This is a genomic window from Mesobacillus subterraneus, assembly GCF_020524355.2.
Taxonomy (GTDB): Bacteria; Bacillota; Bacilli; order Bacillales; family Cytobacillaceae; genus Mesobacillus; species Mesobacillus subterraneus_C.
In genome coordinates this window covers 2,161,613-2,186,388 of record NZ_CP129019.1, presented here as the reverse complement: position 1 = coordinate 2,186,388, position 24,776 = coordinate 2,161,613, and the positions used below count along the sequence as shown (strand labels likewise).

Here is a 24,776-nt window from a genome sequence, read left to right as displayed (position 1 = left end):
CAACCTCCATAATTTATTTTCACTAGTATGTCGTTCGTAATGGGTACGTTGGTTTCATTTTTGATAAAAAAGGTGGATCAATTTAACTTCTATGCCGACCAACGGACATACACTGTTCTAGAAACAGATTTTACAGAGAAGTAGTTTGTGCTGTCTGTCTTTTACTATTATATAATGGAACAACTCCTGAAATTGGATATTTATGCTAAAATCAATAGAGGGAATTTATCAAAGCGATTGAATGAGGGGAATGAAATACATGTTAGAAAGAATACTAGAGTTGGAGTTTGCCAATCTTGGTACCTTTACTGCTCGTCACGACAGGGATTGGGGTTATCTATTTTTAAATGAGAATCAGCCTGTATATTATGATGCGAATCATGCCCATGTGCGCAAACCAGTCAATCATCCAGAAAAAGTGGTGGATGAAGTCAGTGCCTTTTATCAGGCAAAGAATATTATTCCAAGGTTTTACATATACAATCCCGCTGAACAGCCTGCTTTACTGCGCGAATTAAAAACAAGAGGGTTTGGATATGAGGAATTTGCAACTCCTGTACAATTATGGGATCAGAAAGTGATTAACCTGGAAAGGAATGAATCAATTTCGATTGAAGAAGTTACGGAAGCAAACTATCAAGAAACGTTAGAAATCGAATGCAGCATCAAAGAAATTGGCGGGCGTGAAGTCCGGGAAAAAGCTTTAAAGGAAGAGTTCGATCATCCCGCATATCAACACTTTTTGTTGAGGTACAATGGTGTCGCCTGTTCCACTGCCTGTATTTTTGCGCATGGCAGACAAGCACGTATGGAAAGTGTAGCGACTTTAGAAGAATATCGGGGAAAAGGATTAATAGGATATATCATTCAACATATTCAGCAAGAAGTCCAAAAACAAGGATTTGAAAACTTATGGGTATTTCCTATTAATGAAAGGGTTGAAAAGGTATATAATCGCTATGGTTTTGAAACTGTCGTAACACTTACGACAGGACATGCCTTTTTAGGCGGAAAAAGTATTACCGAAATTCAAAATGGTTAATTTCCAAGCAAAAAGAAATGACCTACTCTCATATTAGTAGGTCATTTCTCTTTATATCACTAACTTACATCCTAGTTCACAGTCTTTTCGATAAAAAAAGTAACAACCACAAATAGAATAAACGCGACGAGCAGAAGGGAGCCACCGACGATGAACAAGACCATGACCAATGTATCATCAAAGTTGAAAGGATTGATGTTGTACAACCACATTCCAATTGTGAGTCCCAGTGAGCCGATCATTCCTGTAATAGAATGAATGGCTACTAGTTTTTTAGATTTGATTTGATAGTTTTTGTAAAAGATTCCCCAGGCGAACACAGATAGCCATCCAACCAACAGGATGTGGGCGTGGATCGGGCGCATGGCATAGTCGCCGGCACCCGCCATATGTGAGCCCATGAATGTCCCGATCAGTCCAAATATTGCTGCAAATCGTATAAGCCGAATACTCCATATTTGTTCCATTTTTATTCCTCCGTCTGTTTTTCTTTAGGGAGCTTTATCGTAAAAGTGGTACCTTTTTGAATCTCGCTCTCCACTCTAATTTTTCCGTTGTGTAATTCAATAATATGTTTAACAATCGATAGGCCCAATCCTGTTCCATCTTTCTTACGCGCCGAGTCGACGCGGTAAAAGCGTTCAAAGATTTTCGAAGCTTGTTCCTTGTCCATGCCGATTCCGGTATCCTTGAAGGTGATCGTGGCAGTATCGTCGTTTTCGATAATCTGGATAAAAATACTGCCGCCGTTCTGGTTATATTTAATCGCATTCGTAAGCAGGTTGTCCCATACCGTCATCAATAGTTCTGGATCAGCGAGAATGGGGGCAGGGGGGAGATGATAGGAAATCTCAATCTCCTTTTCCTCAAGCCGCCACTGATGCCCTCTGACCGTATCCTTGATTTGTGTGTCAATTCTTGTGACGCCAAGCTTCATTGGATACGATTTCTGGTCGAGCGAGGTAAGCAGCAGCAGCTGTTTCGTCAAATTGGATAGCCGCTTTGATTCCTGGTCAATTATATCGACATACTCAAGGTGCTCATCATCGAGCGCCTGTGTTTTTAAAAGCTCTGCATATCCCTGGATATTCATCAATGGTGATTGAAAGTCATGGGATACATTATTGATGAAGGATTTTCGAGCTTCATCATTGTGCTGCAATTGAACCTGCATTCGACTGAAGCTTTCGGCAAGCTGGCCGATTTCATCTCTTCGATTGATATTCAAAGGGTAGTTAAAGTTTTCCCTGCTGATTTCCCTTGTGGCTTCTGTCAGCTTGGTAATTGGCTGGATCAGGTGTTTGGCAAACCAGATGACACCACTGATACTGACGATTGAAACCGCGACGAAAAACCACGCGAAAATGACATGGACGTCTGAAAATAACAATTTATTATTTGGTCTCAGGTACAAGCCATAGTCCTCGTCTCCAATCGTAAATGGAACGCCAACGGTATTATCCAAATGATTAGAAAAATGGCTCATCATCATCCATGGAGAGTTTGAATTGTCCATTCCATGGTAGATTCTCTTCTCTTCGACGACCTTTATTGCTTCATCTGGCAGGTTCTTTTTTGAAAAAGGCTCGCCATAGAAGAACTCCTCGCCTGATTCACTTAGCACATAAAGCTGATAGCCCAGTTTGCTGATTGAGTCCAGATAGCCAGTGAAACTTATATGAGTTGTCGAGTGCATCTGCTCAAGACTTGAGGCGACCTCTTCGGCAACCTTTACGTTCTGTGAGTCAATCCTTTCTCTGGTCGAGGTCATGTAGACCCAATTGGTCAAAATGAAGGCAATCACGATGCTGATTCCCAGGATGAGAAGAGTTGCGATGATGAATTTCCGGTACAAAGTTTTCATTTTAGTTCCTCAAGTCTGTAACCAATTCCCCGGATCGTCTGGATTTCCACTGAAGCTTGGTGCTTTTTCAAGCGATCCCGGATTCGGTTGATATGGGTGTTCAGCGTTTGCTCACTGCCCTCATAATCCGCTCCCCAGGCCTGTTCAATCAAAGACGCGCGGGGGAGTGGTTTTATTCATCCGTGAGGCGAGGATGCTCAGCAGCTCGAACTCCTTCAGTGGAAAAAGAATCGTTTCCTGATTGATTTCCACTTCAAAGCTGTTGCGGTCAATTTTCATATTCCCGGCCAGGATCAGTGAATCGATGACCCGCTTCATCCTGCGGAGGACAACGGCCACTCTGAATAAAAGCTCCTTCACTTCAAACGGTTTAACAATATAATCTTCGCTGCCTGAAAGGAATCCTTTTTCTTTATCGATTAACTGGCCTTTTGCCGTAAGAAGGATGACGGGAATCTCCCAGTCATCGGTAAGGATTTTTGTCAGCTCAAAGCCATTCATGCCGGGCATCATCACATCGACAATCGCAAGGTCCACATTCTGGTTTTCAAGTAATGTTAAAGCCTCCTCGGCATCGTTTGCCTTGAAAACCTGATAGCCTTCCTGGGTTAAATGGATGGTTACGAGTCTTTGAATATTAACATCATCATCAACAACCAAAATTCTCATACTTCAGCCTCCTACATAGAGAATGGGAGAGGAGGCCCTCTCCATTCCTTATTGAATCTCCGGTTTGTTTTGCTTGTCTTTTTCAAAGAAAAGAATCAATGCTGGCAGCAGCATCCCTCGGACAAGGAAGGTGTCAATCATGATTCCGATCGCTACCATGAAACCGAATATGAATAGATCAGCGATTGGCATTGTTGTCAGGGCTGCAAATGTTGCTGCAAGGATGATCCCTGCTGAGGAAATCACACCGCCTGTATTGCGGATCGCGCTTTCAAGTGCTTCTTTCACATTATGTTTCTTGCTTTCCTCGATAAATCGAGACGCTAAAATTATATTATAATCGATTCCGAGTGCGACAAGGAAAATGAATGCGTAAACTGGCACTCGGGTGCTGATGGCATCATACCCAAACAGCACGTCGATTAGGAATACGCCGAGACCTAATGCAGAAACGTATGAAAGCAGGATCGTTCCCATCATATAAATCGGCATTTTCCAACGGCGAGTCAAGACGACGAGCAATCCAAGAATTAGAGCTGTTTCAAGTAAAACGATTTTAATGATGTCACCATTATTGTATTCGCGCTCATCGACCAGTTTTGGAGTGACACCGCTATAGTAAGCCTCAGCCTCCAAGCCTAACTCGTCAAGAATTTCTGGTGTTTTCTTCTGTAAATCCTCCATATAGTCCATCGCCTCAACTGAGTACGGATTCATCGCGAGGGCGATGCTGAACTTGGCAGCTTCATTGTTTTCAGTGATTGCCGATAGGCGGACAGAAGCAATTTCCTCATCATCCTTCAGCTTCTCGGTTATCCCGACAGCATCTGCTTCTGTTAATGTGTTATCAGCTGCTATCAAAAGAGTAGCAGGAGCTAGCTCGCCTTTATCATATTTCTGTTCCACTATTTCATAGCCAACCCGAGAAGGCAAATCTTCTGGAAAGCTTTTCACCATGTCGAATTCATATTCCAGATTGAAAACGTTCAGGGCAGTAACAATAAGGAATATCGCGACCAGACCGCCGGAAAGCCCAGGCTTGTTAACAACGAATCTGGCAATTGGTCCCCAGACTCCATGCTTGACCTCTGTTTCAACACCATACTTAGGCACCTTAGGCCAGAAAGCCTTCCGTCCGAATAAAGTGAATAATGCAGGAACCAATGACACCGAAGCGAGCATGATGAAGAACATCGCTGTTCCGAAAATTGGAGCAAAGTTCTGATAATCGCGGAAATCTGCAAACAGCAGCACAAGCATCGCTGCCAAAACCGTTCCTCCGGCAAAAAAAGACAGGTTCACCAGTCGCACGCATTGCATGCTTCATTGCATCAAATTTATTTTCATAATGGTTCAGTTCTTCGCGGAAACGTGAGAATACAAATAATGAATAATCAATAACGGCCGCGAAAAGAAGGATACTCATGATCGAGGTTGTCTGGTTATTGACTTCAAGTCCGCCTGCTCCCAATAGGGCAACGCTCTGGTTCACAACCTGATATACAATGGCGGTCGCCAATAATGGAATGATCGCAAGCAGTGGCGAACGATAAATCACAATCAGCAGGATAAGGATGATACCAACTGTTGCTAATAACAGTACAAAATCTGCTCGCTCAAAAAGCTTGATGGTATCACCGGAAATCCCGGCAGGACCAGTGATGTAAAAAGCTGTACTATCAAGTTTTTCAGCAATTCCGGTCCCGATTTCCGTTGCCTTATCATTGATTTCAGCATATTCGTCATTGCCCAACCCTTGTTCCAGCTCCATCGGGACAATCATAGTCGATTGATCTTCGGAGATAAACCCACCTAACGCCTGTGGCGGAAGGGAACGAGTATCAACGATGTTCCTGATTCCTTCGATATTCTCTGAAATGATTCCATCAAGAATTTGATTCACTTCGTCCAGATTAATGTCGCCTTTCTCGTTATGGAAAACAAGAATACCAGGTGTACCCTGTTCATTCGGGAAAAACTCCTCCGTTTTTTTCTGCGCGATCACAGACTTTGCCTCATCCGGCAGCGATTGAAAGTTGTTGATTTTGTAATCGCCCAGTTGCGGTCCTGCGCTTAAGCCCAGCATCAACACCAGCCAGGCAATGATAGTAATCCACATCCCGCGTTTCGTTGAAACCCAGTCTGTGATTGAATATAGCATCTTCTTCATCAATATGTCCTCCTATGTTCGTTACTAAAATTTAATTGAACATCAGCACAGTTGTCCTGAACTATTATCCGGAACAAGCACTGAACAATGAACATCATAAACTATGAAAATAAACACAACCTCAACTTTCAGTTACATTTCGCAAGAGGAATTTAACAAGCATATATAGAATGGTTAATCATATAGAGAATGGTTAGTAAGGTATGTTAATACAGGAGGCAGCGAATGGATTTCTTTGGCAAACTAAAAAGCAAAAGAATACAAGTCAGCAAGACAGAAGACTTCGGCAATGATTTAAGACAAAAGTGGGAGTCGGCGTTTGCGTCACAGTTAAGTCCTAAGGAAAAAAGACAGATATTTCTTCATGATAAAGGCGGAGCCAGCGGGTTTCTGTGGCATCTTTTCAGCTATGAAAAAAGAAAATGCGAAAAGGAAGAACAGGCGGAATTGGCATTCGACAACCAATACAAAGATACTTGCCTGATTTTTTTTCAGCATTCAGATGAGGTGTGGAAGGTAAAGGATGCATCAGACTTGACGGCGAAAGATCTTTTGATGACTGATGGCGAGTATGCGGATTTATATATTGTTGACCGTGACTTTAGATGGACATTTGTCGTCACTCATGAACAAGGATGGATTGGACCGTTTTTTTGCAGGAAGGGGGAATAGAGGTGCTCATAAGAAAACTAATCTCTGCATTCGGTGCAACTCTCATTATGGTCCTCCTGTTCTCGGTCCTGAATCAATCGGGTGTAGGGTTATTTTTCGGGATGTACATCCTGCCGATCATACTAATCTATGGAATTCCGTCTTCCATACTATCTGATTTCTTCACCCGGAAAACATATGGCGGAAAAAGATTCGCAGCTGCAGCTTTCCATCATATTTTTCTTGGAGCGCTGTTCGTTGCCGTACCGACTTTGATTTTTGATGCTGAAAACGGGAATTGGATCGGGAGTATTAGAAATAATGGCTTCATCTTTTTTACCGCTGTCGTTTCGGCTTTTATCTTCTGGTGCCTTGATGAAGCAATCAAGAGTGAATGGTTTGGTATTGTAAGAGGGAAATGTCTGGGGATCTTAAAAAGGATCGGTGATATGAGAGTTTAGCCAGGGAGAAGGGATTAAAGGAAGAGGGAGGATTTACTATGCCAGATAGTCAAGAAGAATACCATACTGGGTTCGAAATGGAAGTGAATGCACCATACTCACTAAATTATTTAATGACTATTCAAAACATATACTTAAACAGCAAATATAAAGAGAGCGAAAGACCTTCGTTTCCATATGTAGATCGTTCAAAATGGGGGCTTCTTGGGGAAGAATTTGAAGAGACTTTTGCTGAAGTCTGGGATGCATCTGTCAAAAAGAATTCCCAAGATCATATGTATGACCACAATGGAGTACTTCAGGTAGATAAAGAAATATATCAAAAGTTGTTTCAGAACAATGAAACAGGTTCATTCGGCTACTCAGAAAGTGTGAAGTTCTTTTTGGCCTGGTGGAACGGGTTTCATGGAAAAATAGCCATAGAGGCTGTGTTTGATCATGACAAAATGGAGAAGGTCTATAAAGAATTAGCTGCATCGGTAAAATTCGATAAACGATTAAGAATCCATTTAGTCTATGACAAACCCGTATTAGCTGGGAGAAGTGAGCGGGCTTGGTATGAAGTGGTAGCTATTGAAGAAGTTTTTATCCGTAATAAACATCCTGAGTTATTATCAAAACTATTAAAAAGTTGTCAGGATATCTGAATATAAAATGGAGGGAAGCATTTGTTTTTATATCATATCGTGATTGAAAATGATGATGACTTAAGTATAGCCCCACAAAGGGTTTTAAAAGAAGGATTGAATCGCAGCACAGCAACAAGATGGTACTCAAGAGGGGCTAATTTTTTTCCGGATTTAACAGAACGATTCAGGCCAGTACATGCACCTTCTTGGCTTGATTTCAAAATTGCGTTCGGTGCAGATTTGGAACCGTACGAAAAACCTTACTTTCGTTTTCCTGTATTCAGTGATAAGATCCTAGTTTTTAATCTCGACATATCCAGTGACTTATTCGCTCATCTTGAGGATTTATATGATGGAGGAAAAGGGCACTTTGTTGTAGGCCCTTCCATCAAAGGAGGACTTAATGAAAGAATACTGGAAAAGTATGATTCCTCTGTCACAGTATTTGGAGCACAAACCTTTTAATAACCCTGAAGTTTACATTTTCGAACAAGTTCCAGGGGAGTTAATAGAGTTTATGGAGTAAGTTCTTGTTGAGCATGGGTTCGGTCAAGGCAGTTGGCTTTGACTTGTTTTATGAAAAAGCAGGAGTGGAAACTTTATTTTACAGGGGATGAATACTCTTCAGAAGTGAAAAAGCAATGTATGACTTGATATTAAGAATTGCAGAAGAGGATGAAAGAATCCGGGCAGTATATATGAACGGTTCCAGAACGAACCCTAATGTTCCAAAAGATATTTTTCAAGATTACGATAATGTATATGTAGTGACGGAAATAGCCTCTTTTATAGAATTCAAGGGTTGGATTAACATTTTTGGCGATTTACTGATGCTTCAAGGGTGTAGGAGGATAAATGAAATTATTTAAAAGAGTAAGTGATTTCTTTGGATTTACAAAACTGAAAGAGAAATTATTTTACGCAGATAATGGGGAGATTACAGAATCAGATAGGGAATATATTAATTCTATTAAGGGACAAAACCCATTTGGCATCATAGCCATGTTTATAGGTGGGGTATCTTTTGCCTTCGGACCCATTTATGTTGCTTTACCAATCATAACAATCATCTTTTGCTTCTTAACTTATGGAACCTTTGATAAAGAAAAAGAAGATAATCCGTGGACATTTATAATGGGTTTTTGTTTGGCATTAATCGGATTATTTATGAATTTAGGTGGCGTAATCCATGAGCTAATAGTGTAAACAACATGCCTGTCTAACAATAAGTCCAGGAGGATTCATGTTATTTCGAGCTAATATTGATCCATATGATGCGGTTTACCTTAAGAAAGCTGAAACTATTAAGTGATAACATCGTAAAAATAGGTAATGACTGACTTGAATGGGGGAATTATAATGGCTGCATTATTGACTGTAATTGGGGATATTTTTGCCGCAATAGCAGGTTCATTGATTAAGAGGAAGTAGCACAAGTTATTTTTCACACTTGGTTTAAGTTTCCCTATAAAACGGTTATTTAAGTAATTTCAATATAAGGAAGGGTTAAATTGAAGAATTACAATGTTCTTTCAACTATCTGTTTAGGAATATTCTTTATTTTATTTTCCTTGATGATTAATGGCGTATCTTTCGGTTCATTAGGTAAAATAGCAATAATCTCAATGTTCTTATTTCCATTATTCGGAGCCGTTTTGGGGATGAAAGGTAAAAAGGGGATTGGTAAATGGGTAATAACCATACTTAATCTAATTGCACTTTTTTCAATAGGATATATTCTTACGCTCAGTGGCATGGGTGAAGCGTAACTAAAAGATGTGTACTAACCGGTGTGGTGCTCTCTTCTGCAATATTAGTTGATTTATTATTTATATGAGTATATAAAAACCTTAGTAGATGGTATTAAGTTGGGGGAGAGTGAGTTCAGAAAATGATCAAGGCTGCACTATTCGATTTAGATGGAACTTTGTTAAATAGAGATCAATCGGTAAAAAGATTTATTGATAGTCAATACGAAAGATTAAATAAACAGGTTGGTCATATTCCAAAAGAGAAGTATATGAAAAGATTTATCGAATTGGATAAGCGTGGGTATGTTTGGAAAGATAAAGTTTACCAACAGTTAGTCGTTGAATTTAACATTGTTAATATATCTTGGGAAGATTTACTTCAGGATTACATAAGTGAGTTTAAAAATAACTGCGTTCCATTTACAAATCTGACTGAAATGTTGGAAGAATTAAAAAGAAAAAATATCCTTTTAGGGATGATTACAAATGGATATGGACAATTTCAAATGGATAATATAAGGGCTTTGGGAATTGAAGATTATTTTGATGTGATCTTGGTATCTGATTGGGAAGGTATAAAAAAACCTGATCCTCAAATATTTAAACGAGCTTTGAAGAAACTTAATGTTTCACCTCATCAAAGTTTATTTGTGGGTGACCATCCAGAAAATGATGTAAAAGCTGCACAAAATGTAGGAATGAAAGGAATTTGGAAAAAGGATTTTCAATGGAACAATGTCGAAGCGGATTTTATAGTAGATGATTTAATGGAAATAGCAATAATCATCGAAAACTTAAACAAACAAATTATCGAGTCTTGTTGAACTAATGAGTGCACACATACAAATAAACAAGTAAGCTACGTGTAAATAAAACTCCGATATATAATAGGCATTTAGCTAGATTGTTTACATATCAAAACACCAACCACTAGATGGTCGGTGTTGATTTTTATTTTCTTAAAATCTTTTCCATCTTTTTTACCTTTGCCAACTCATCGATCAGCTTGTCGAGGTAACGAATTTCTCTCATGGTTGGTTCTTCGATGTCTTCTACTCGTACTCCACATACTACACCTTTGATCAAGACCCTCGAAGGATTCATGTGAGGAGCTTCTGAAAAGAAGGTCTCAAAGTCTGTCTGATTTTCCAGTATCGCTTCTAACTCTTCCTGGCTATACCCTGTCAACCAGGTGATGATTTCATCGACTTCGGTTTTACTACGTCCTTTTCTTTCTGCTTTATTCACGTAATGCGGATAGACATTTGCAAAACTCATCGTATAGATCTTATGTTTGCTCAAGATACAAACTCCCTTTTAATCATTTTCTTCAGTATAGTACGAACAATTGTTGTGTTCAAATGTGTTTTTATTATCAAATCAAAGGAAATCGCCCTGTAGAGCAAGAATATTAATGGATATGTAGCAGGGGGTGTGTTCAATGGCTAAGACCGTGCTTTCCAATAAGGGAAGTAAAAATCCCAGAGCCTTTCTCGAAGTAAGTTCTTTCTTCCGTATGCTTCGCTTCGCCTTCTTACTCTTTCTTACCTTCTTATTGGTCTATATTTATTATCTGTATCTTTCAGGGAACCTTCAAAAAACCATTCTGCATATCTGGTCTAATCATCAGCAAAATATCATTGCCTTTTCGATTTTCATTACTTATACAGTGATTATTTTTCAGTTCGGGGTTTGGAGAGGGAGAAGAAGGTAGGACGATTTTATATTGATTAATGAGTGGAAGCAGGGTGATCCTTTGCTTCTTTTTTGTCGGGAGTATGCAAGGGTTCTGAAATACTGCTGATTAATGCTTAATGGATTAGTTCTTCATGGATTAGTCCTTCATGGATTAATTCCTCATGGGGATAAATTTTTCATCTACTTTCATTCTTATGTACTCTCCATTTCCGTGTCTAATTTACCCCTTCTGTCAAAACAGCTAGTATTATAGTTTTAAAATTAATAAAATTCAGTTAAATATTTGCTATTACTCTTCTTTTTCCCCTACCATAATATTGAAATTATATAGAACAGGAGTGATTCATTTGAAGAATATCTTACGTTCGGGGCTGTTTGCACTGCTTAGTATTCTTGTGCTGGCCAGCACAATGCATGCAGCAGGAATGGCTAAAAAACCGCAATACAGTTACGACCAGTACAGTCAGGTTGATGTGGGCGAGGATGGAATGGTTGCTACGGCCCATCCTCTTGCATCAGAGATTGGTGCCGAGGTTCTTCTTAAGGGCGGGAATGCCATTGATCATTTTAGAGGGGTAACCGGTCTTCTTTCCTAGCGTATATAGGGTGTTAAAACATGCCTAATATAGCTTAGCTAGGATAATATGGTCAAACGTCGATTCACGTCTTCATGTATGGAGAAAAGAGCTAGCCAACTTAATACTAAATTGCGTTCTATTACGTTAAAATCTGCTTTAGGATTTTCACAGCCCTATGGATGGCGCTTTTTTTGGGATTCGCTCCATTTTTGTGTCTCCATCGATCTTATGGATGACGCTTATTTGAGAATTCGCTTATTTTTGTGTCTCCATCTGTCTTATGGATGACGCTTATTTGAGAATTCGCTCATATATGTGTCACCATCGAAGATTTATATATTAATATTTTAAACACCTCTTCTATGTAGCAGCCCCCGATTCCCCAACACCAATTTCAACATTTATATAAGTTACTTGACGGGGGAGGTAAAGAAAGTACAAGGTATTTTTATATAGAAACCGGTTTCGATAAATTCGAACAAAAACTGCCATTTTTTGTATAAAACTCACTTTAAACTAATTAAGTTCGAAGTTTTTAAAATTGTGTCTAAATTATTACTACTTAAAAAGTGGGTTGATTTTTTAAAAAAGGGAGTGTAGTATTCTAATTAAGAAAGCGTTTTCCATTGGGTGAAAGTGATTAAATGTGAATCTAGTAGGGTGATAGGTTACTAGATCATCCTTCATTTGAAACCTTCCCATTTTTTTTAGGGGATTTAGAAACCGGTTTCCTAAAGTGAGTCCGTGTATAATCGTTTCATTCTATGGAAGACCAATCTGCAAGAAAAAATTTAAAGTTTGGGGGCAATTTACATGAAAAAATTTGTATCCTTGTTAACGGCAGGGGCTTTAGCACTTTCCCTTGTCGGCTGCAGCGACAGCGATGAGAAAGCGTCATCAAGCAAAAGCGGCAGTGATGAGAAAGTAACGCTGGATTTTTGGGTATTTGGAAGCACGGGGTACCAGAAGCTGATCGACGAGTATCAAAATGATCATCCAAATGTAAAAATCAAGCTGAATGAAGGCGAAATGAATGATATGCACAACAATCTATTCACTTCCATCTCAGCGGGCAGCGGTGCACCAGATATTGCCATGATTGAAGTCAGCCAAATGGAAAAATTCAAGGAAGCAAGCGAACGTTTCTATAACTTAAATGAATACGGTGCTGGTGATTATGAAAAGAACTTCCTTGATTGGAAATGGCAGCAGGGACAAAATGTTGACGGCTCATTCCAGATGGGATTCCCAACTGATATTGGTCCTACGGCGCTGTTCTATCGTAAAGATGTTCTGGATTCAGCAGGCCTTCCTACTGAATCAGAAGACCTTTCAGCAAAACTGAATACATGGGAAGATTTCTATGACATGGCGAAGACAGTGAAGGAAAAGACAGGCAAGCCGATGTCCGACAGCCCTGAGCTGGTTTTCAATGCTTTGCGTGACCAACAATCAGAGCACTACTTCAACGAAAAAGACGAACTAATCATCGAAGAATCTGTAAAAGATGCTTATGACTATACTGCGAAAATGATCCAAGAGGGATTAGTAGGCAAGAACTCATTATGGACTCCAGAATGGGGCAGTGCCATGGCCGAGGGATCGTATGCAATGATGCCTGGTGCTCCAGCTTGGATGATGGGAGTTGTTAAAGGCAATGCACCTGAAGCTGGCGGCAAGTGGTCTTTGACAAACATTCCTGAAGGCGCTGGAAACTGGGGAGGTTCTTTCCTTACTGTTCCTAAAGAATCGAAGCACCCTGAAGAAGCTGTGGAATTCATCGCTTGGTTAACATCACCAGAGAGCCAATTGAAGTCATTCAACGACATGGGCTTATTCCCGTCAACACCAGATGTTTATGAAAATGAAGATTTCTTGGCAACAACGGATGAGTACTTCAGCGGCCAGCCAACAGCGAAGATTTTTGCTGAAGCTGCTAAGAGCGTTAAACCAGTTTATATGGGCAAGAACTATGCAATTGTAAACACTGAAATTTTGACTGCTTTGACAAACGTAGCGACGAAGAAAGCGGATCCAGAGAAGGAATGGACAAAAGCGGTAGAGCGTATTGAAAAGCAAATAGGCAGACAATAACATGAAAGGGAGCGGTCTATGGGTGAATTCATAGACCGCTCTCAATCTTAGGAAGGAGAAAGAACATGCCTGATGTGAATTCTGAAAAAGCACCTTTGAATAAGAAACCTTTCAGCACCAAACGTTCCTTCAGTGAAAAGAAGAAAGAAGCTTTGGCAGGATATTTATATATTTCACCGTTCTTCATATTATTTGCCATCTTTGGTTTGTTTCCGATTCTTTTCAGCTTTTACCTGGGCTTCCATAGGTGGAATGGCTTTGGAGAAATGGAGTATGTCGGCTTTAAAAACTTCAGCCTGATTTTATCAGATCCATTATTCTGGAAATCGCTTTCTAACACGATAATCATGTGGATTTTAGGTACTCTCCCACAGCTATTAATTGGAATTATTTTGGCCTATGCACTGAATGCGACGATCATCAAATTCAAGAGTATCTTCCGCGTCTCAGTCTTTATGCCATATGTTACTTCTACAGTTGCTGTAGCGATTGTATTTGGCATTATGTTTAATGATCAGCCATTTGGATTATTCAATATTATTATTGGATGGTTCGGAGTTGACCCGATCAACTGGAGCACAAGCGACTGGGGATTGAAAATAGCTATTTCTACGATGGTATTTTGGAGATGGGTTGGTTACAACACAATCATTTACCTGGCAGGTTTGCAGGCAATCCCTGGTGAATTGTATGAAGCAGCAACGATTGATGGAGCGACAACTAGACAGAAAATCCAATACATCACCATTCCTATGCTAAAACCTATCATCATTCTGACAGTATTCACCTCCACTATCGGTGCTTTACAATTATTTACTGAGCCGCTCATTATGGTGGGCAGGACATACCGTGAAGAAGGTTTGACAGTGGTGCTTTATTTATATCGTGAAGCGTTTAATAATATGGCATTTGGTACAGCTTCGGCAACAGCCATTATTCTGTTCCTGATCATCATCGTCCTATCATCTATAAATGTTTTCATTGCAAATCGGATCGGAAAATAAAGGAGGCATTAGCATGAAATCACAATCTTCAAGTCAATTCATTTCTAAGGCGTTTTTGTATATGATTCTTGTCATTGCTACCCTTCTGTCGATTTTTCCGTTCTACTGGATGTTTGTAATGGCAACGAATACGAATGAAGTGATCAACCGGATCCCGCCAGCTATCTTACCAGGCAAAGAGCTGGTTGCAAACTTCACAAAGGTATTAAATACAATTGATTTCTTTGGAGCAATATGGAATACCTTCATTGTCGCTTCCATTACGACAATTGGGGTGCTCATTCTCAGCTCATTGGCGGGTTTTGCGTTTGCGAAGCTTAACTTCAGGGGTAAGAATGCTTTGTTTGTTATGATCCTTGTGACGATGGTCATTCCGCCGCAGCTTGGATTGATTCCACAATATATCATTATTTCAAAATTAAACTGGCTGAGTGATTTTAAGGCGATCATTGTTCCAGGATTAATCGATGCATTTGGTATTTTCTGGATGAGGCAATATATCAGCAGCAATGTTCCAGATGAATTAATTGAGGCAGCGAAGATCGATGGTTGTTCCATTTTCCGTGTGTACTGGAATATAACCGTCCCAATCATCATTCCAGCGTTCGCGACATTGGCGATCATTAAATTCATGTATGTATGGAATGATTTCTTATGGCCGCTCGTTGTCTTACGTGATGAAGAATCACAAACCATCCAGGTAGCACTGCGTGGTCTAATTGACAACTATGTACGGGATAACGGAATGATCCTATCCGGAACATTCTGGGCGACAGTGCCGCTCGTAATTATTTTCCTTTTATTTAACCGTTTGTTTATTTCCAGCTTGACTGAAGGTGCTGTCAAGTAAAGTAAAGTCTAGTTTCAGAGAGTGGTGCCAGAATGAATAAAACAATGAATATGTTCAATCAAATCATCACTATATTTACGTCCTTTGTTCTCTTAAACCTTTTGTGGCTGCTGTTCTGCCTGCCTGTTGTGACGATTTTTCCGGCAACAGCAGCCCTGTTTGGGACGGTGAGGAAATGGATTCGAATAGGCTTGGACGTCGGAATATATAGGGTGTTTGTCCAGGAATTCAAATTGAATTTTAAAAAGAGTATCGGCGCAGGTTTCCTGTGGACAATCTTTTTTGCCATCATTTCGATTGATTTAGCGATCGTGCTCCAAAATGAGTTTGTTGGAAAAAGTTTCGTTCTGATCTTTTTGGTTTTCTTTGTTTTGCTTTTTGTCTTTGTGACAATCTATTTATTCTTTCTGATTGTGCATTATGATTTAAGCCTTGTTCATACAGTGAAAAATTCTTTGCTGTTCTCTTTAGGGCATTTGAATTATACAGTGCTATTTCTTGGGATGATTTTCCTCTTTCTTATTGTCATCTACTATTTGCCATTCTTTCTTTTATTCAGTGGAAGCCTGCTTGCTTTCATAATGTATGGCTTATTCCATAAGCTTACATTGAAATCGGAAGAAGGACAAAATAGTCAACATAAATTGAACACAGACATCACATAGGAGGTAAGACTATGGCAATTATCAAATTTCCAGCAGATATAAATTGGGGAGCAGCAACAGCTTCCTATCAAATAGAGGGAGCAACTAGAGAAGATGGAAGAGGTAAATCCATTTGGGATACCTTCTGTGAAACTCCTGGTAAGGTCAAAGATGGAGACAACGGTGAGGTAGCTTGCGATAGCTATCATCGAGTGGATGAGGATGTATCGATCATGAAGGATCTTGGTATTGATGTATACCGATTCTCCGTCGCCTGGCCGCGAGTTTTCCCTGAGGGCAGGGGAGAAGTGAACGAGAAAGGGCTTGCGTATTACCATAGGCTTGTGGATGCCTTGCTAGAAAATGGAATTGAACCGATGGTTACCCTTTATCACTGGGATTTGCCACAGGCATTGCAGGATCAAGGTGGCTGGGATAACAGAGCTACGATTGATGCCTTTGTGGATTACGCTGAATTGATGTTTAAGGAATTATCCGGAAAGGTGAATAAGTGGATCACCTTTAATGAACCGTGGTGTGTATCGTTCCTGTCCAATTACGAGGGCAGGCATGCACCTGGAAATCAGGACCTCCAATTAGCAGTCAATGTCGCTCACCATTTGCATGTTGCACATGGACGTACGGTTCAAAAATTCCGTGAACTTGGGATTGATGGTGAAATCGGCTATGCTCCGAACGTTACTTGGTTTGAGCCATACAGTGATCGAGAAGACGATGTTCTTGCATGTCGCCGCGGGAATGCTGAAATGGTGGAGTGGTTCTTTGACCCGGTTTTCAAGGGAAGCTATCCAGGGTTTCTAGTAGATTGGTTCGCCGAAAAAGGGGTACAGGTGCCTATTATAAATGGAGATATGGAGGTCATCCGCCAGCCAATTGATTTTGTCGGTATCAATTATTATACTGGCGGTGTGGCAAGATATAAGGAAAACTCCGGATTGTTTGACCTTGAGCCTGTTGACATGGGCTATGAAAAAACTGATATAGGTTGGAATATATATCCTGAGGGTTTTTATAAAGTCTTAACCTATCTGACGGAGGAATATGGTCAGGTGCCCATTTATATTACAGAGAATGGCTCATGCTACAATGATGAACCTGTCGGGGGACGAGTGAGAGATGAACGGCGCATTGCCTATCTCAAGCAGCATCTAATCTCCTTAAGCAGAAGCATCGAGTCCGGTGTAAATATCAAAGGGTATATCTCCTGGTCTCTATTGGATAACTTTGAATGGGCAGAAGGGTACAGCATGCGATTTGGTATCGTGTATGTTAATTACCAAACACTTGAAAGAATCAAGAAAGATAGTTTTTACTGGTACAAGCAAACGATTCGCAATCGTTGGTTTGATATGTAAACAAATTTACCGAACAATTAGGGCTAATAGTAAGTAAATGTCGGTCGGTGTGACGTACTCCAGTATTGCGTACAATATGTTGAAATTACAACTTTCGATGAAGTTCTATAGCTATTTCTGCTGCATTTCGTTATTCTGAAAGTGTATTATGTAAAACAAAGTTTTTTGAAGCTGTAATAGTTTAGGAGTTGGAATTCGACTATGAAACTCACGATTCGGGAAATTGCCAAAATGGCAGGGGTTTCACCAGCCACTGTTTCTAAAATCATGAATAATTACCAAGGAATCAGCAGTACGACTAGAGATAAGGTTATGAACGTGATCCAGTCCACAGGCTACCAGCCAACCTTTTCGGCAAAGTCACTGGCAACAAAGAAATCGAATCTAATTGGTTTAATTTATGCTGGTAATGTCAGTGTGGATTTGAATAACCCTTTTTTTAATGAAATTATCAATTCTTTTAAAAAGACCGTTGGCAGCATGGGTTACGATATTTTAATTTTCAGCAATGAACACTTCAATAAAGAACTTGGTGATTACCTTTCCAGAGCAAGACATTATCAAGTGGATGGCTGTCTCATCATTTCAGGAGAAGAAATCGAATCTGTTGTTTATGAGCTTGACCAAAGTGAAATTCCTTGTGTCGGTGTTGATATTGAACTGAAAGGCCCCCATTCTAGTTATGTCTTGACAGACAATTATAAGGTTTCCGCCAATGTTGTTGAATACCTGTACTTGAACTCCATCCGGGAAATTGCCTATATCGGCGGGTTCCAGGGCAATCTGGTAGCCGACATTCGAAAAGATGGCTTCATTAAGACGATGAATCAATTTAGCCTTCCGATTATCGAAGATTGGGTTCAATTTGGGGATTTTTATGAAAAAAGCGGTTATGAAGCCATGAAAAAGATCCTTGCAAAAAAGCCGTATCCAAAAGCAGTGTTTGCTGCATCCGATATGATGGCACTCGGTGCAATGGAAGCGATTCGTGAACACGGTCTTCATATTGGCGACGATATCAGGGTGATCGGTTGTGATGATATTGAAGCATGCCGATATAGTGACCCAAAATTGTCGACAGTCAAACAGGATAAAGAGAAGCTTGGCAAGCTGGCAGCTTATTTATTGCTGGATATCATAAACGGAAATCCTGAGTCCAAAAAAGTTCTTGTCGATCCCGAGTTAATCATTAGGCAATCATAGAAGAGTACAAGAAGGTTCTTGTGCTCTTTTTTGTCTAATCAAACGTTCATTAATCGATGAGCGCTTGTGTAAATAAAAGGCATGGTAAAAGGGATTTATTACAATACATATTCTAAAAATATCGCTCGGGAGTTTTTAGATTTTTAGAATGACTTAGACAAAGGGGGCTTAACAACTCCTTGGATTGTTTCGCTCATTTTAATAATTTAAGTCTAATTTCTTTTAACGAAACCGATTCCTGCAAAAATAGTTACTTTTAGATGGCCTTATCAATGAAAACCACCAATTTCAGCACTTACCTTCAAATTTTTACAGATTCCTCTAATCATCTGTGCGATTATAAATTGTTTGAGCCTTCATGGTTTGGGAGTGGAGGATTCATGACAGTTTTTGTCAGGAAATTGACTAAAAAAACTTTTTCAAAAGACAAAAACTCCTTCAATCAAACGAACGTGGAGCATATTCCTATAGGGATGCTCCTTTCTTGGCTTCAAATCCTTTCACGTATTAAAGTCATAAGTGGTATACTAATGTTCTAATATAATAGAAGAAACGGTTTGGACAGGCCGTTTGTTATATAGAGCAAAGGAGTCAACCGTATAGCCAATGTACATGTTTTTACAAAGAGAGAGGAAATCGCAAACGCGATCATCCATGGAATCGGGGGACTATTGAGCATCGCTGCTCTCGTTATCCTGATTGTATTTGCGTCACTATACGGTACTGCGTGGCATGTCGTGAGTTTCACTTTATTCGGGGTGACCATGGTGCTCTTATATACATCCTCAACACTCGTCCACAGCTTCCCCCCCGGAAAAGCAAAGGACGTCTTTGAAGTCATGGACCACTCATCCATTTACTTTTTCATTGCAGGTACTTACACACCATTCCTGTTCATTGCGGTAAAAGGAGCATTAGGTTGGACATTGTTCGGTATCGTTTGGGGTCTTTCCATCGCAGGAACCGTATTTAAATCACTGTTCGTTAAACGATTCCTGCATACATCGACTGCGTTATACGTCATAATGGGCTGGCTGATCATCTTTGCCTGGCGTCCGCTGACACAGAATGTATCTTCGCAAGGATTGATATTCCTTGTAATCGGGGGAGTTTTGTATACAGTGGGAGCCATCTTTTACGTATGGCGCGGCTTTCATTACCACCATGCCATCTGGCACTTATTTGTCTTAGCTGGATCAATCATGCACTTTTTTGCTGTTTTGACCTTGCTGCCTAGATTCTAATATTTGTAAGGTATCCACGGATAGCGGCAGTTCATGAACTGTCGCTATTATTCATGTATTTATAGAATTCAGCCTTGCACTGTGATCCCTACTAAGTGTCATTTCCATTTCTCTATTATGTGTAATTTATTAAAAAACTCAATTAATTGGAGGATTCCACAGGTATCCAACAGAATATAAGGGACAATGAGTATTTGGTCTTATAAAGTAGCGAGTCATAAATGCATTTGCAGTAAACAGACAATCGGCCATGAAAATGCAGTACAATGGCCGTATCATTTTGGTCGAACGAATGGTTAGCACGAAAGCAGCCAGGGTTTCATGTTGATTATTGAAAGGAGTATTATACTCTTCCTGTTTGTATTTTTTGCTATTAAACTAGAATGAATTTAGTTTTAGATTGGTGTGATTATACATGTGTAATGTGGAAATTAGAAGACCGAGAACAGAGGATGTTAAACAGCTGAACGATTTTTTTAAAACGGTGATCACGGATACTTTTATAAATGAAGGCATTGGCGATCTAGTGAATGATATGAAAGATGAAATTGACTCGAAGAAAAGGTATTTAGAAAGTGATCTTGGAAGCAATGGGGAGAAAAGGTATTTTCTAATTGCTCTCATTGGTGACAAGGTGATTGGTTCGATCGAATATGGCCCAGCAAATGAAATCATAAGAAAATCTACTGACAAATTTACTCTTATTGAAGTAGGAACTGTATTTGTTCATCCTGAACACCAAAGGAATGGATTAGTGAATGTATTATTGAAGGCAATGTATGGCGCTTTTCAACAAAGAGGAATAGAAGAATTTTGGCTGGATAGTGGGTATAAAAGGGCACAATCCATCTGGAAAAAGAAATTTGGAGAACCAGAAATTCTATTGAAGAATTACTGGGGTGAAGATTTCCATCATATGATTTGGAGTGTGAAGACACCGAAATAAATAAACCTGGTCCAGGTTGATGGCGTTCGAATGGAAAGATTGCTGATTAGTTCTGTAAAAACATCCAAATAGTTTGGTAGGATCCTTTGAAGAAAGAGGTGTGGTTGATGGAAGAGATAAGAGTTCTCCCAGAACCTGATCGGTATGCTGTTTGTGCAAGGGAAGACGAGTCTATAAAGGAATTTTATAAGGGTGTATTTGAGGAAGTCTATATCTTTTTCCATCCATTCATCAAACCAGTATCAATGGATGTTGCCCGTTTTTATGAAGATCAGATCGTAAATAAATCTCAACTGGTTCAACATTGTGAAAAAGTATCGTGGAACCAATTCATGCATCTCAGTGGCTTGATCAGTTATGAAGAAATCGATATCGGACTGCGAACGAGGATTCTCGGTTTAAAGAAAGAGTTTCAGGTTAAAAAGCTGGCAAAATTGATTGATAGCATCTGTGAACAGCACCATCTCATTCCACCAGACGAAGGATTCTTGCCAGATCTTATAATGAATGATCTATTAGGAGCAATCAAAAAAGAATCTTACGATTGGATCTGGGTAGGCGATGAATTCTGCACTGAAAGAAAACTAGAATATATCGATGATCTCATTAGCCAGGATACATTAGGAAGACATAACCTATTCACACACGACCAATCCATCCTCATCACCACCCATTGGGACAGCCATTTTTCAATGATTTGTTCCAACTCCAAAGAGAAATTGAAGAGGATCATCCAAACATGCAGTCTTGAGGGCTTTTACTGTGAGGAGGAAACAGAGATCTATTGGAGTGTGAGGAATGCGAAAAGAAATGAGTAGGAAGTTCAAAATGGGAATTTAATATTTATCCTGTCTCTTCTTAGGGGGAGGTATCCTCTGCATCTTGTTTAGTTACGTAAAGAGGATGATGATCTGTTATTATGTATGGAAGCTTAGATAAGTCCTACGGTCCAATTGAAAGAGGTGCAAAATGAATAATAGTAAATCGGCTATTGAAACGATGAAATATCGTCAATCCATCAGAACATATGATACAAAAAAACTTTCGGAAATTGATTACAAAGGAATCCTAGAATACATAGCAAATGAAGACAATTTGAGCGGACCTTTTGGCAATAAAGGCCGAATTGAGCTTATTCAGATTACTAACAATGTATCAGAAAAAGGAATCAAGCTTGGAACTTATGGATTTATTAAAAATCCGCAAGTTTATCTGGTCAGCCTCTGTGAAAATAAGAAATATTCCTTGCTGGAATTCGCTTTCACATTTCATAAGCTGGTGATTTATTTGACAGAGATAGGCCTGGGAACATGCTGGATGGGCGGCACCTTCAGCAGGAATTCCTTTGAAAGAGAACTTCAGCTTACAGAGGGAGAGTTTATTCCATGTATCACGCCATCGGGATATCCTCAGCAAAAGCAAAGAGTTTTCGATAAAGCACTGCGTTATATAGTAAAAGCTGATAATAAAAAACCTTGGGATCAGTTGTTTTTTGACGGGAGTTTTGCAGATCCGCTTGATAAAGCAAATGCCGCACAATTTGAGATTCCTATCGAGATGGTGAGGCTGGGGCCTTCAGCCTCAAACAAACAGCCATGGAGACTGGTATTGTCGGAAGACCGGCAAAAGTGCCATTTCTATATAGAACATACCCCGAATTACAGCACAAAGCTGGGATATGATATGCAAATACTCGATATTGGCATTAGTATGGCTCAATTTGAGTTAGCGTGTGATGAACTGGAAATCAAAGGTCAATGGGAAGTCGCAGACCCTGGCCTAGAGCTCCCTAACAGCGTGACAGAGTATATGGTTAGCTGGGCACTGGATTAAATAAGTAAAAACACTCTGCCATTCAATGGAGGCTAGTCATGAAGAATGAAAGTATAGTAGATGTAAAAGGATTGAAAAAACAATACGGAAGTTTTACTGCTGTTAAGGGAGTCTCTTTTCAGGTGAAAAAAGGAGAAATTTTTGGCCTGCTTGGTCCGAATGGTGCTGGCAAGACGACCACGATTGAAATGTTAGTCGGCCTCAGAAAGCCAGACGAGGGCACTGCAACACTTTCAGGCTTCGATGTGATCAAAGAAGTGAACAAAGTCAAAGAGGTAATCGGGGTACAGCTTCAGTCCACCTCGTTGTTTGAATTACTAAAAGTTGAAGAAATCTTGCATTTATACGGAAGTTTTTACCCGACTCACGTGGATATCGATGGTCTAATCGAAGATATGCTGTTAACAGAGAAGCGGAATGACCGAATCAAAGGCCTATCAGGCGGGCAAAAGCAGCGCCTTGCCATTGCGCTTGCGCTGATTCACGACCCGGACATTGTGTTCCTCGATGAACCAACGACTGGTCTTGATCCGCAGGCAAGAAGGACTCTTTGGGACATCGTCCTCCGATTGAAAGAACGAGGGAAAACGATCATTCTTTCTACCCATTATATGGACGAAGCCCATGTGCTCTGTGACCGAATTGGAATCATGGATCAAGGCGAACTGATTGCCCTTGACACACCAATGAATCTCGTAAAAAGACTGCAGTCCACAAGCTCTGTAGAATTCCATTTGAACAATCCACCAGAGCAAGACTGGTTTTTGAAAATGGACGGAGTCGAGGAAGTCGCGATCAAAGACAACTTTGTTCAGTTGTATACCGATGATGTCCAAATCACCTTGACATCCTTAATCCATGCATCGGCAGAACATCAATTCAAAATTGAGGATTTACAGACTCGCTCAGCCACTTTAGAGGACGTCTTCATCCATATGACTGGAAGGAGCATCAGGGAATCATGAGAGCTTACTGGCAATTAACACTGGCACAATTACGGATTTTTGCACGAAACAAGCAGGTCTTGTTTTTCACCTTGCTTTTTCCGATCATTCTGATGCTCGCTCTTGGAACTTTTGCGGGTAATGATAGCAATCTTTCCTTATCAGTAGGGCTGATCGACATGGATCAAACTGCAGCTTCAAAGAATTTAACTGACCGATTTTACAAAAATGAAGGGCTTGAGGCGAAAAAGTTCAAAAGTATCAAAAGCGGAAAAGAAGCGCTGAAAAATGGAGACATCCAATTGTTCATGGAGATTCCAAAAGGATACGGAACGAAATTGGAGGAACCGAATGAATCGTCAACCCTTCCTGTTTATTATAATGAAAAAAACCCTCACCACCTCAGAGCTCGGCCTAACGGTGGTGAACGGAATCATTGATCAATACAGCAAGGATCTTGCAGACTATAAGCCGGTCGTAACGGTTGAAAAAGTAGGAATCAAAGCGCTGACCATCCGTTATGTCGACTTCCTTGTCCCGGGAATCGTAGCGATGATGATCATGAGCAACAACATGAACGGAGTCGCCGGCCAAATCTCCGCCTGGCGTGAAAGAGGGATTTTGCGAAGGATGCAAGGAACGCGACTGAAAGCCTCCACCTTCATTGCGGCACAAATTACCGCCCGCTTGCTGCTAAATGGAACGCAGGCACTGCTCGTCGTCCTTATCGCGCATTTTGTCTTTAGCATTCACGTCGCCGGTTCCTGGCTAGCGTTGATCTTCTTCATCATTCTTGGCACACTTGCCTTCATGGCACTAGGGTTCATTATCGCCGGAATCGCCAAAAACCCTGAAAGTGCTGGTCCGATTGCTGGATTCATTACCTTCCCGATGCTGTTCCTAGGAGGAGTCTTCTTCCCAATTAACAATATGCCAGACATCATCCAGCCAATCGTAGAAATCCTGCCAATCGCCCATTTGAGCTCCGCATTAAGGGAGACAATGAACCTCGGTACACCATTCCTCCAATTGGGGACAGAAACATTGATTCTTGGTGGTTGGTTGATTGGCGGCTTCATCGTGGCAAGTTATGTGTTTAAGTGGGAGTAGGGCAGAGAGGGAAGA

The 24,776-nt window shown here is 40.3% G+C and carries 23 protein-coding genes and 5 pseudogenes; 23 read left to right on the top strand and 5 right to left on the bottom strand.

Annotation, left to right across the window (positions count from 1 at the left end; translation table 11 throughout):
- The first annotated feature begins 259 nt into the window (after nucleotides 1-259).
- Complete coding sequence (locus LC048_RS11255; RefSeq protein ID WP_226601167.1) at nucleotides 260-1,042, top strand: GNAT family N-acetyltransferase; 783 nt, start codon at nucleotides 260-262, stop codon at nucleotides 1,040-1,042.
- A gap of 71 nt (nucleotides 1,043-1,113) precedes the next feature.
- Here LC048_RS11255 and LC048_RS11250 read toward each other — a convergent pair whose 3' ends face one another.
- The 4 genes and pseudogenes from LC048_RS11250 to LC048_RS11235 all read right to left on the bottom strand — a co-directional run bounded on the left by LC048_RS11250 (nucleotide 1,114) and on the right by LC048_RS11235 (nucleotide 5,745).
- A complete protein-coding gene (locus LC048_RS11250; RefSeq protein WP_226601166.1) occupies nucleotides 1,114-1,509 on the bottom strand; it encodes a hypothetical protein in 396 nt (131 codons plus the stop codon).
- Nucleotides 1,510-1,511: 2 nt separating this feature from the next.
- A complete protein-coding gene (locus tag LC048_RS11245) occupies nucleotides 1,512-2,906 on the bottom strand; it encodes a sensor histidine kinase (protein ID WP_306050277.1) in 1,395 nt (464 codons plus the stop codon).
- Nucleotides 2,903-3,575, bottom strand: a pseudogene (locus tag LC048_RS11240) (response regulator transcription factor). The gene LC048_RS11245 and the pseudogene LC048_RS11240 overlap by 4 nt, the downstream one beginning before the upstream one ends.
- 48 nt (nucleotides 3,576-3,623) lie before the next feature.
- Nucleotides 3,624-5,745: pseudogene (locus LC048_RS11235) on the bottom strand (MMPL family transporter).
- A 225-nt stretch (nucleotides 5,746-5,970) separates the two neighbouring features.
- Between LC048_RS11235 and LC048_RS11230 the strand changes: the two are divergent.
- From LC048_RS11230 to LC048_RS11195, 8 genes and pseudogenes are all read left to right on the top strand, one after another.
- The gene (locus LC048_RS11230; protein WP_226601162.1) at nucleotides 5,971-6,417 is read left to right on the top strand and encodes a DUF4275 family protein; all 447 of its coding nucleotides are present in this window, start codon (nucleotides 5,971-5,973) and stop codon (nucleotides 6,415-6,417) included.
- Between the two features lie 2 nt (nucleotides 6,418-6,419).
- Nucleotides 6,420-6,857 (top strand): hypothetical protein, encoded by a 438-nt coding sequence (locus LC048_RS11225; RefSeq protein ID WP_226601161.1) that lies wholly within the window; start codon nucleotides 6,420-6,422, stop codon nucleotides 6,855-6,857.
- Nucleotides 6,858-6,895: 38 nt separating this feature from the next.
- Nucleotides 6,896-7,504: a group-specific protein gene (locus LC048_RS11220; protein ID WP_226601160.1), complete on the top strand. Its 609-nt coding sequence runs from the start codon at nucleotides 6,896-6,898 to the stop codon at nucleotides 7,502-7,504.
- 21 nt (nucleotides 7,505-7,525) lie between these two features.
- A complete protein-coding gene (locus tag LC048_RS11215) occupies nucleotides 7,526-7,951 on the top strand; it encodes a hypothetical protein (protein ID WP_306050274.1) in 426 nt (141 codons plus the stop codon).
- Between the two features lie 152 nt (nucleotides 7,952-8,103).
- Nucleotides 8,104-8,325, top strand: a pseudogene (locus LC048_RS11210) (aminoglycoside 6-adenylyltransferase); the annotation flags it as partial.
- A gap of 16 nt (nucleotides 8,326-8,341) precedes the next feature.
- Nucleotides 8,342-8,692 (top strand): cell division protein FtsK, encoded by a 351-nt coding sequence (locus LC048_RS11205; protein ID WP_226601158.1) that lies wholly within the window; start codon nucleotides 8,342-8,344, stop codon nucleotides 8,690-8,692.
- 305 nt (nucleotides 8,693-8,997) lie between these two features.
- Nucleotides 8,998-9,255, top strand: a complete 258-nt coding sequence (locus LC048_RS11200) for a hypothetical protein (protein WP_226601157.1) — start codon at nucleotides 8,998-9,000, stop codon at nucleotides 9,253-9,255.
- A gap of 122 nt (nucleotides 9,256-9,377) precedes the next feature.
- The gene (locus tag LC048_RS11195; protein ID WP_226601156.1) at nucleotides 9,378-10,061 is read left to right on the top strand and encodes an HAD family hydrolase; all 684 of its coding nucleotides are present in this window, start codon (nucleotides 9,378-9,380) and stop codon (nucleotides 10,059-10,061) included.
- A 127-nt stretch (nucleotides 10,062-10,188) separates the two neighbouring features.
- Here the strand turns inward: LC048_RS11195 and LC048_RS11190 are convergent, their stop codons facing one another.
- Nucleotides 10,189-10,539, bottom strand: coding sequence for a DUF2200 domain-containing protein (locus tag LC048_RS11190; RefSeq protein WP_226601155.1), 351 nt, complete (start codon nucleotides 10,537-10,539; stop codon nucleotides 10,189-10,191).
- Between the two features lie 139 nt (nucleotides 10,540-10,678).
- On the opposite strand from LC048_RS11190, the gene LC048_RS11185 reads away from it, so the two are divergent.
- The 14 genes and pseudogenes from LC048_RS11185 (at nucleotide 10,679) to LC048_RS11120 (ending at nucleotide 24,761) form a co-directional block, all read left to right on the top strand.
- On the top strand, nucleotides 10,679-10,951 hold the full coding sequence (locus LC048_RS11185) for a hypothetical protein (protein WP_226601154.1): 273 nt from the start codon (nucleotides 10,679-10,681) through the stop codon (nucleotides 10,949-10,951).
- A gap of 394 nt (nucleotides 10,952-11,345) precedes the next feature.
- Nucleotides 11,346-11,498: pseudogene (locus tag LC048_RS11180) on the top strand (hypothetical protein); the annotation flags it as partial.
- An 828-nt stretch (nucleotides 11,499-12,326) separates the two neighbouring features.
- Entirely contained in the window at nucleotides 12,327-13,607 is a 1,281-nt protein-coding gene (locus LC048_RS11175) for an ABC transporter substrate-binding protein (RefSeq protein WP_226601153.1), read from the top strand.
- Nucleotides 13,608-13,672: 65 nt separating this feature from the next.
- Nucleotides 13,673-14,611 carry a carbohydrate ABC transporter permease gene (locus tag LC048_RS11170; protein ID WP_226601152.1) on the top strand — a complete coding sequence of 313 codons (939 nt, stop codon included), beginning with the start codon at nucleotides 13,673-13,675 and terminating at the stop codon, nucleotides 14,609-14,611.
- Nucleotides 14,612-14,624: 13 nt separating this feature from the next.
- Nucleotides 14,625-15,461, top strand: coding sequence for a carbohydrate ABC transporter permease (locus tag LC048_RS11165; protein WP_226601151.1), 837 nt, complete (start codon nucleotides 14,625-14,627; stop codon nucleotides 15,459-15,461).
- Between the two features lie 32 nt (nucleotides 15,462-15,493).
- Nucleotides 15,494-16,126, top strand: coding sequence for a YesL family protein (locus tag LC048_RS11160; protein ID WP_226601150.1), 633 nt, complete (start codon nucleotides 15,494-15,496; stop codon nucleotides 16,124-16,126).
- Nucleotides 16,127-16,137: 11 nt separating this feature from the next.
- On the top strand, nucleotides 16,138-17,481 hold the full coding sequence (locus LC048_RS11155; protein ID WP_226601149.1) for a GH1 family beta-glucosidase: 1,344 nt from the start codon (nucleotides 16,138-16,140) through the stop codon (nucleotides 17,479-17,481).
- Nucleotides 17,482-17,682: 201 nt separating this feature from the next.
- Nucleotides 17,683-18,684: a LacI family DNA-binding transcriptional regulator gene (locus tag LC048_RS11150; RefSeq protein WP_226601148.1), complete on the top strand. Its 1,002-nt coding sequence runs from the start codon at nucleotides 17,683-17,685 to the stop codon at nucleotides 18,682-18,684.
- 599 nt (nucleotides 18,685-19,283) lie between these two features.
- Nucleotides 19,284-19,928, top strand: coding sequence for a PAQR family membrane homeostasis protein TrhA (gene trhA / locus LC048_RS11145; protein WP_226601147.1), 645 nt, complete (start codon nucleotides 19,284-19,286; stop codon nucleotides 19,926-19,928).
- 415 nt (nucleotides 19,929-20,343) lie between these two features.
- Nucleotides 20,344-20,874, top strand: a complete 531-nt coding sequence (locus tag LC048_RS11140) for a GNAT family N-acetyltransferase (RefSeq protein ID WP_226601146.1) — start codon at nucleotides 20,344-20,346, stop codon at nucleotides 20,872-20,874.
- Nucleotides 20,875-20,981: 107 nt separating this feature from the next.
- Complete coding sequence (locus tag LC048_RS11135; protein WP_226601145.1) at nucleotides 20,982-21,692, top strand: DUF2711 family protein; 711 nt, start codon at nucleotides 20,982-20,984, stop codon at nucleotides 21,690-21,692.
- 151 nt (nucleotides 21,693-21,843) lie between these two features.
- A complete protein-coding gene (locus LC048_RS11130; protein ID WP_306050270.1) occupies nucleotides 21,844-22,707 on the top strand; it encodes a nitroreductase family protein in 864 nt (287 codons plus the stop codon).
- 38 nt (nucleotides 22,708-22,745) lie between these two features.
- On the top strand, nucleotides 22,746-23,672 hold the full coding sequence (locus tag LC048_RS11125; protein WP_226601143.1) for an ABC transporter ATP-binding protein: 927 nt from the start codon (nucleotides 22,746-22,748) through the stop codon (nucleotides 23,670-23,672).
- Nucleotides 23,669-24,761 (top strand): annotated as a pseudogene (locus LC048_RS11120) (ABC transporter permease). Before LC048_RS11125 ends, LC048_RS11120 begins: the two are co-directional and overlap by 4 nt.
- Nucleotides 24,762-24,776 lie beyond the last annotated feature (15 nt).

Excerpts from the sequence above, each read along its gene's own strand:
- LC048_RS11250 (WP_226601166.1), bottom strand. The coding sequence starts at position 1,509 with ATGGAACAAATATGGAGTATTCGGCTTATACGATTTGCAGCAATATTT.
- LC048_RS11130 (WP_306050270.1), top strand. The coding sequence starts at position 21,844 with ATGAATAATAGTAAATCGGCTATTGAAACGATGAAATATCGTCAATCC.
- LC048_RS11125 (WP_226601143.1), top strand. The coding sequence starts at position 22,746 with ATGAAGAATGAAAGTATAGTAGATGTAAAAGGATTGAAAAAACAATAC.
- LC048_RS11220 (WP_226601160.1), top strand. The coding sequence starts at position 6,896 with ATGCCAGATAGTCAAGAAGAATACCATACTGGGTTCGAAATGGAAGTG.
- LC048_RS11255 (WP_226601167.1), top strand. The coding sequence starts at position 260 with ATGTTAGAAAGAATACTAGAGTTGGAGTTTGCCAATCTTGGTACCTTT.
- LC048_RS11150 (WP_226601148.1), top strand. The coding sequence starts at position 17,683 with ATGAAACTCACGATTCGGGAAATTGCCAAAATGGCAGGGGTTTCACCA.
- LC048_RS11170 (WP_226601152.1), top strand. The coding sequence starts at position 13,673 with ATGCCTGATGTGAATTCTGAAAAAGCACCTTTGAATAAGAAACCTTTC.
- LC048_RS11165 (WP_226601151.1), top strand. The coding sequence starts at position 14,625 with ATGAAATCACAATCTTCAAGTCAATTCATTTCTAAGGCGTTTTTGTAT.
- LC048_RS11185 (WP_226601154.1), top strand. The coding sequence starts at position 10,679 with ATGGCTAAGACCGTGCTTTCCAATAAGGGAAGTAAAAATCCCAGAGCC.
- LC048_RS11205 (WP_226601158.1), top strand. The coding sequence starts at position 8,342 with ATGAAATTATTTAAAAGAGTAAGTGATTTCTTTGGATTTACAAAACTG.
- LC048_RS11135 (WP_226601145.1), top strand. The coding sequence starts at position 20,982 with ATGGAAGAGATAAGAGTTCTCCCAGAACCTGATCGGTATGCTGTTTGT.
- LC048_RS11195 (WP_226601156.1), top strand. The coding sequence starts at position 9,378 with ATGATCAAGGCTGCACTATTCGATTTAGATGGAACTTTGTTAAATAGA.
- LC048_RS11230 (WP_226601162.1), top strand. The coding sequence starts at position 5,971 with ATGGATTTCTTTGGCAAACTAAAAAGCAAAAGAATACAAGTCAGCAAG.
- LC048_RS11245 (WP_306050277.1), bottom strand. The coding sequence starts at position 2,906 with ATGAAAACTTTGTACCGGAAATTCATCATCGCAACTCTTCTCATCCTG.
- LC048_RS11155 (WP_226601149.1), top strand. The coding sequence starts at position 16,138 with ATGGCAATTATCAAATTTCCAGCAGATATAAATTGGGGAGCAGCAACA.
- LC048_RS11160 (WP_226601150.1), top strand. The coding sequence starts at position 15,494 with ATGAATAAAACAATGAATATGTTCAATCAAATCATCACTATATTTACG.
- LC048_RS11140 (WP_226601146.1), top strand. The coding sequence starts at position 20,344 with ATGTGTAATGTGGAAATTAGAAGACCGAGAACAGAGGATGTTAAACAG.
- LC048_RS11175 (WP_226601153.1), top strand. The coding sequence starts at position 12,327 with ATGAAAAAATTTGTATCCTTGTTAACGGCAGGGGCTTTAGCACTTTCC.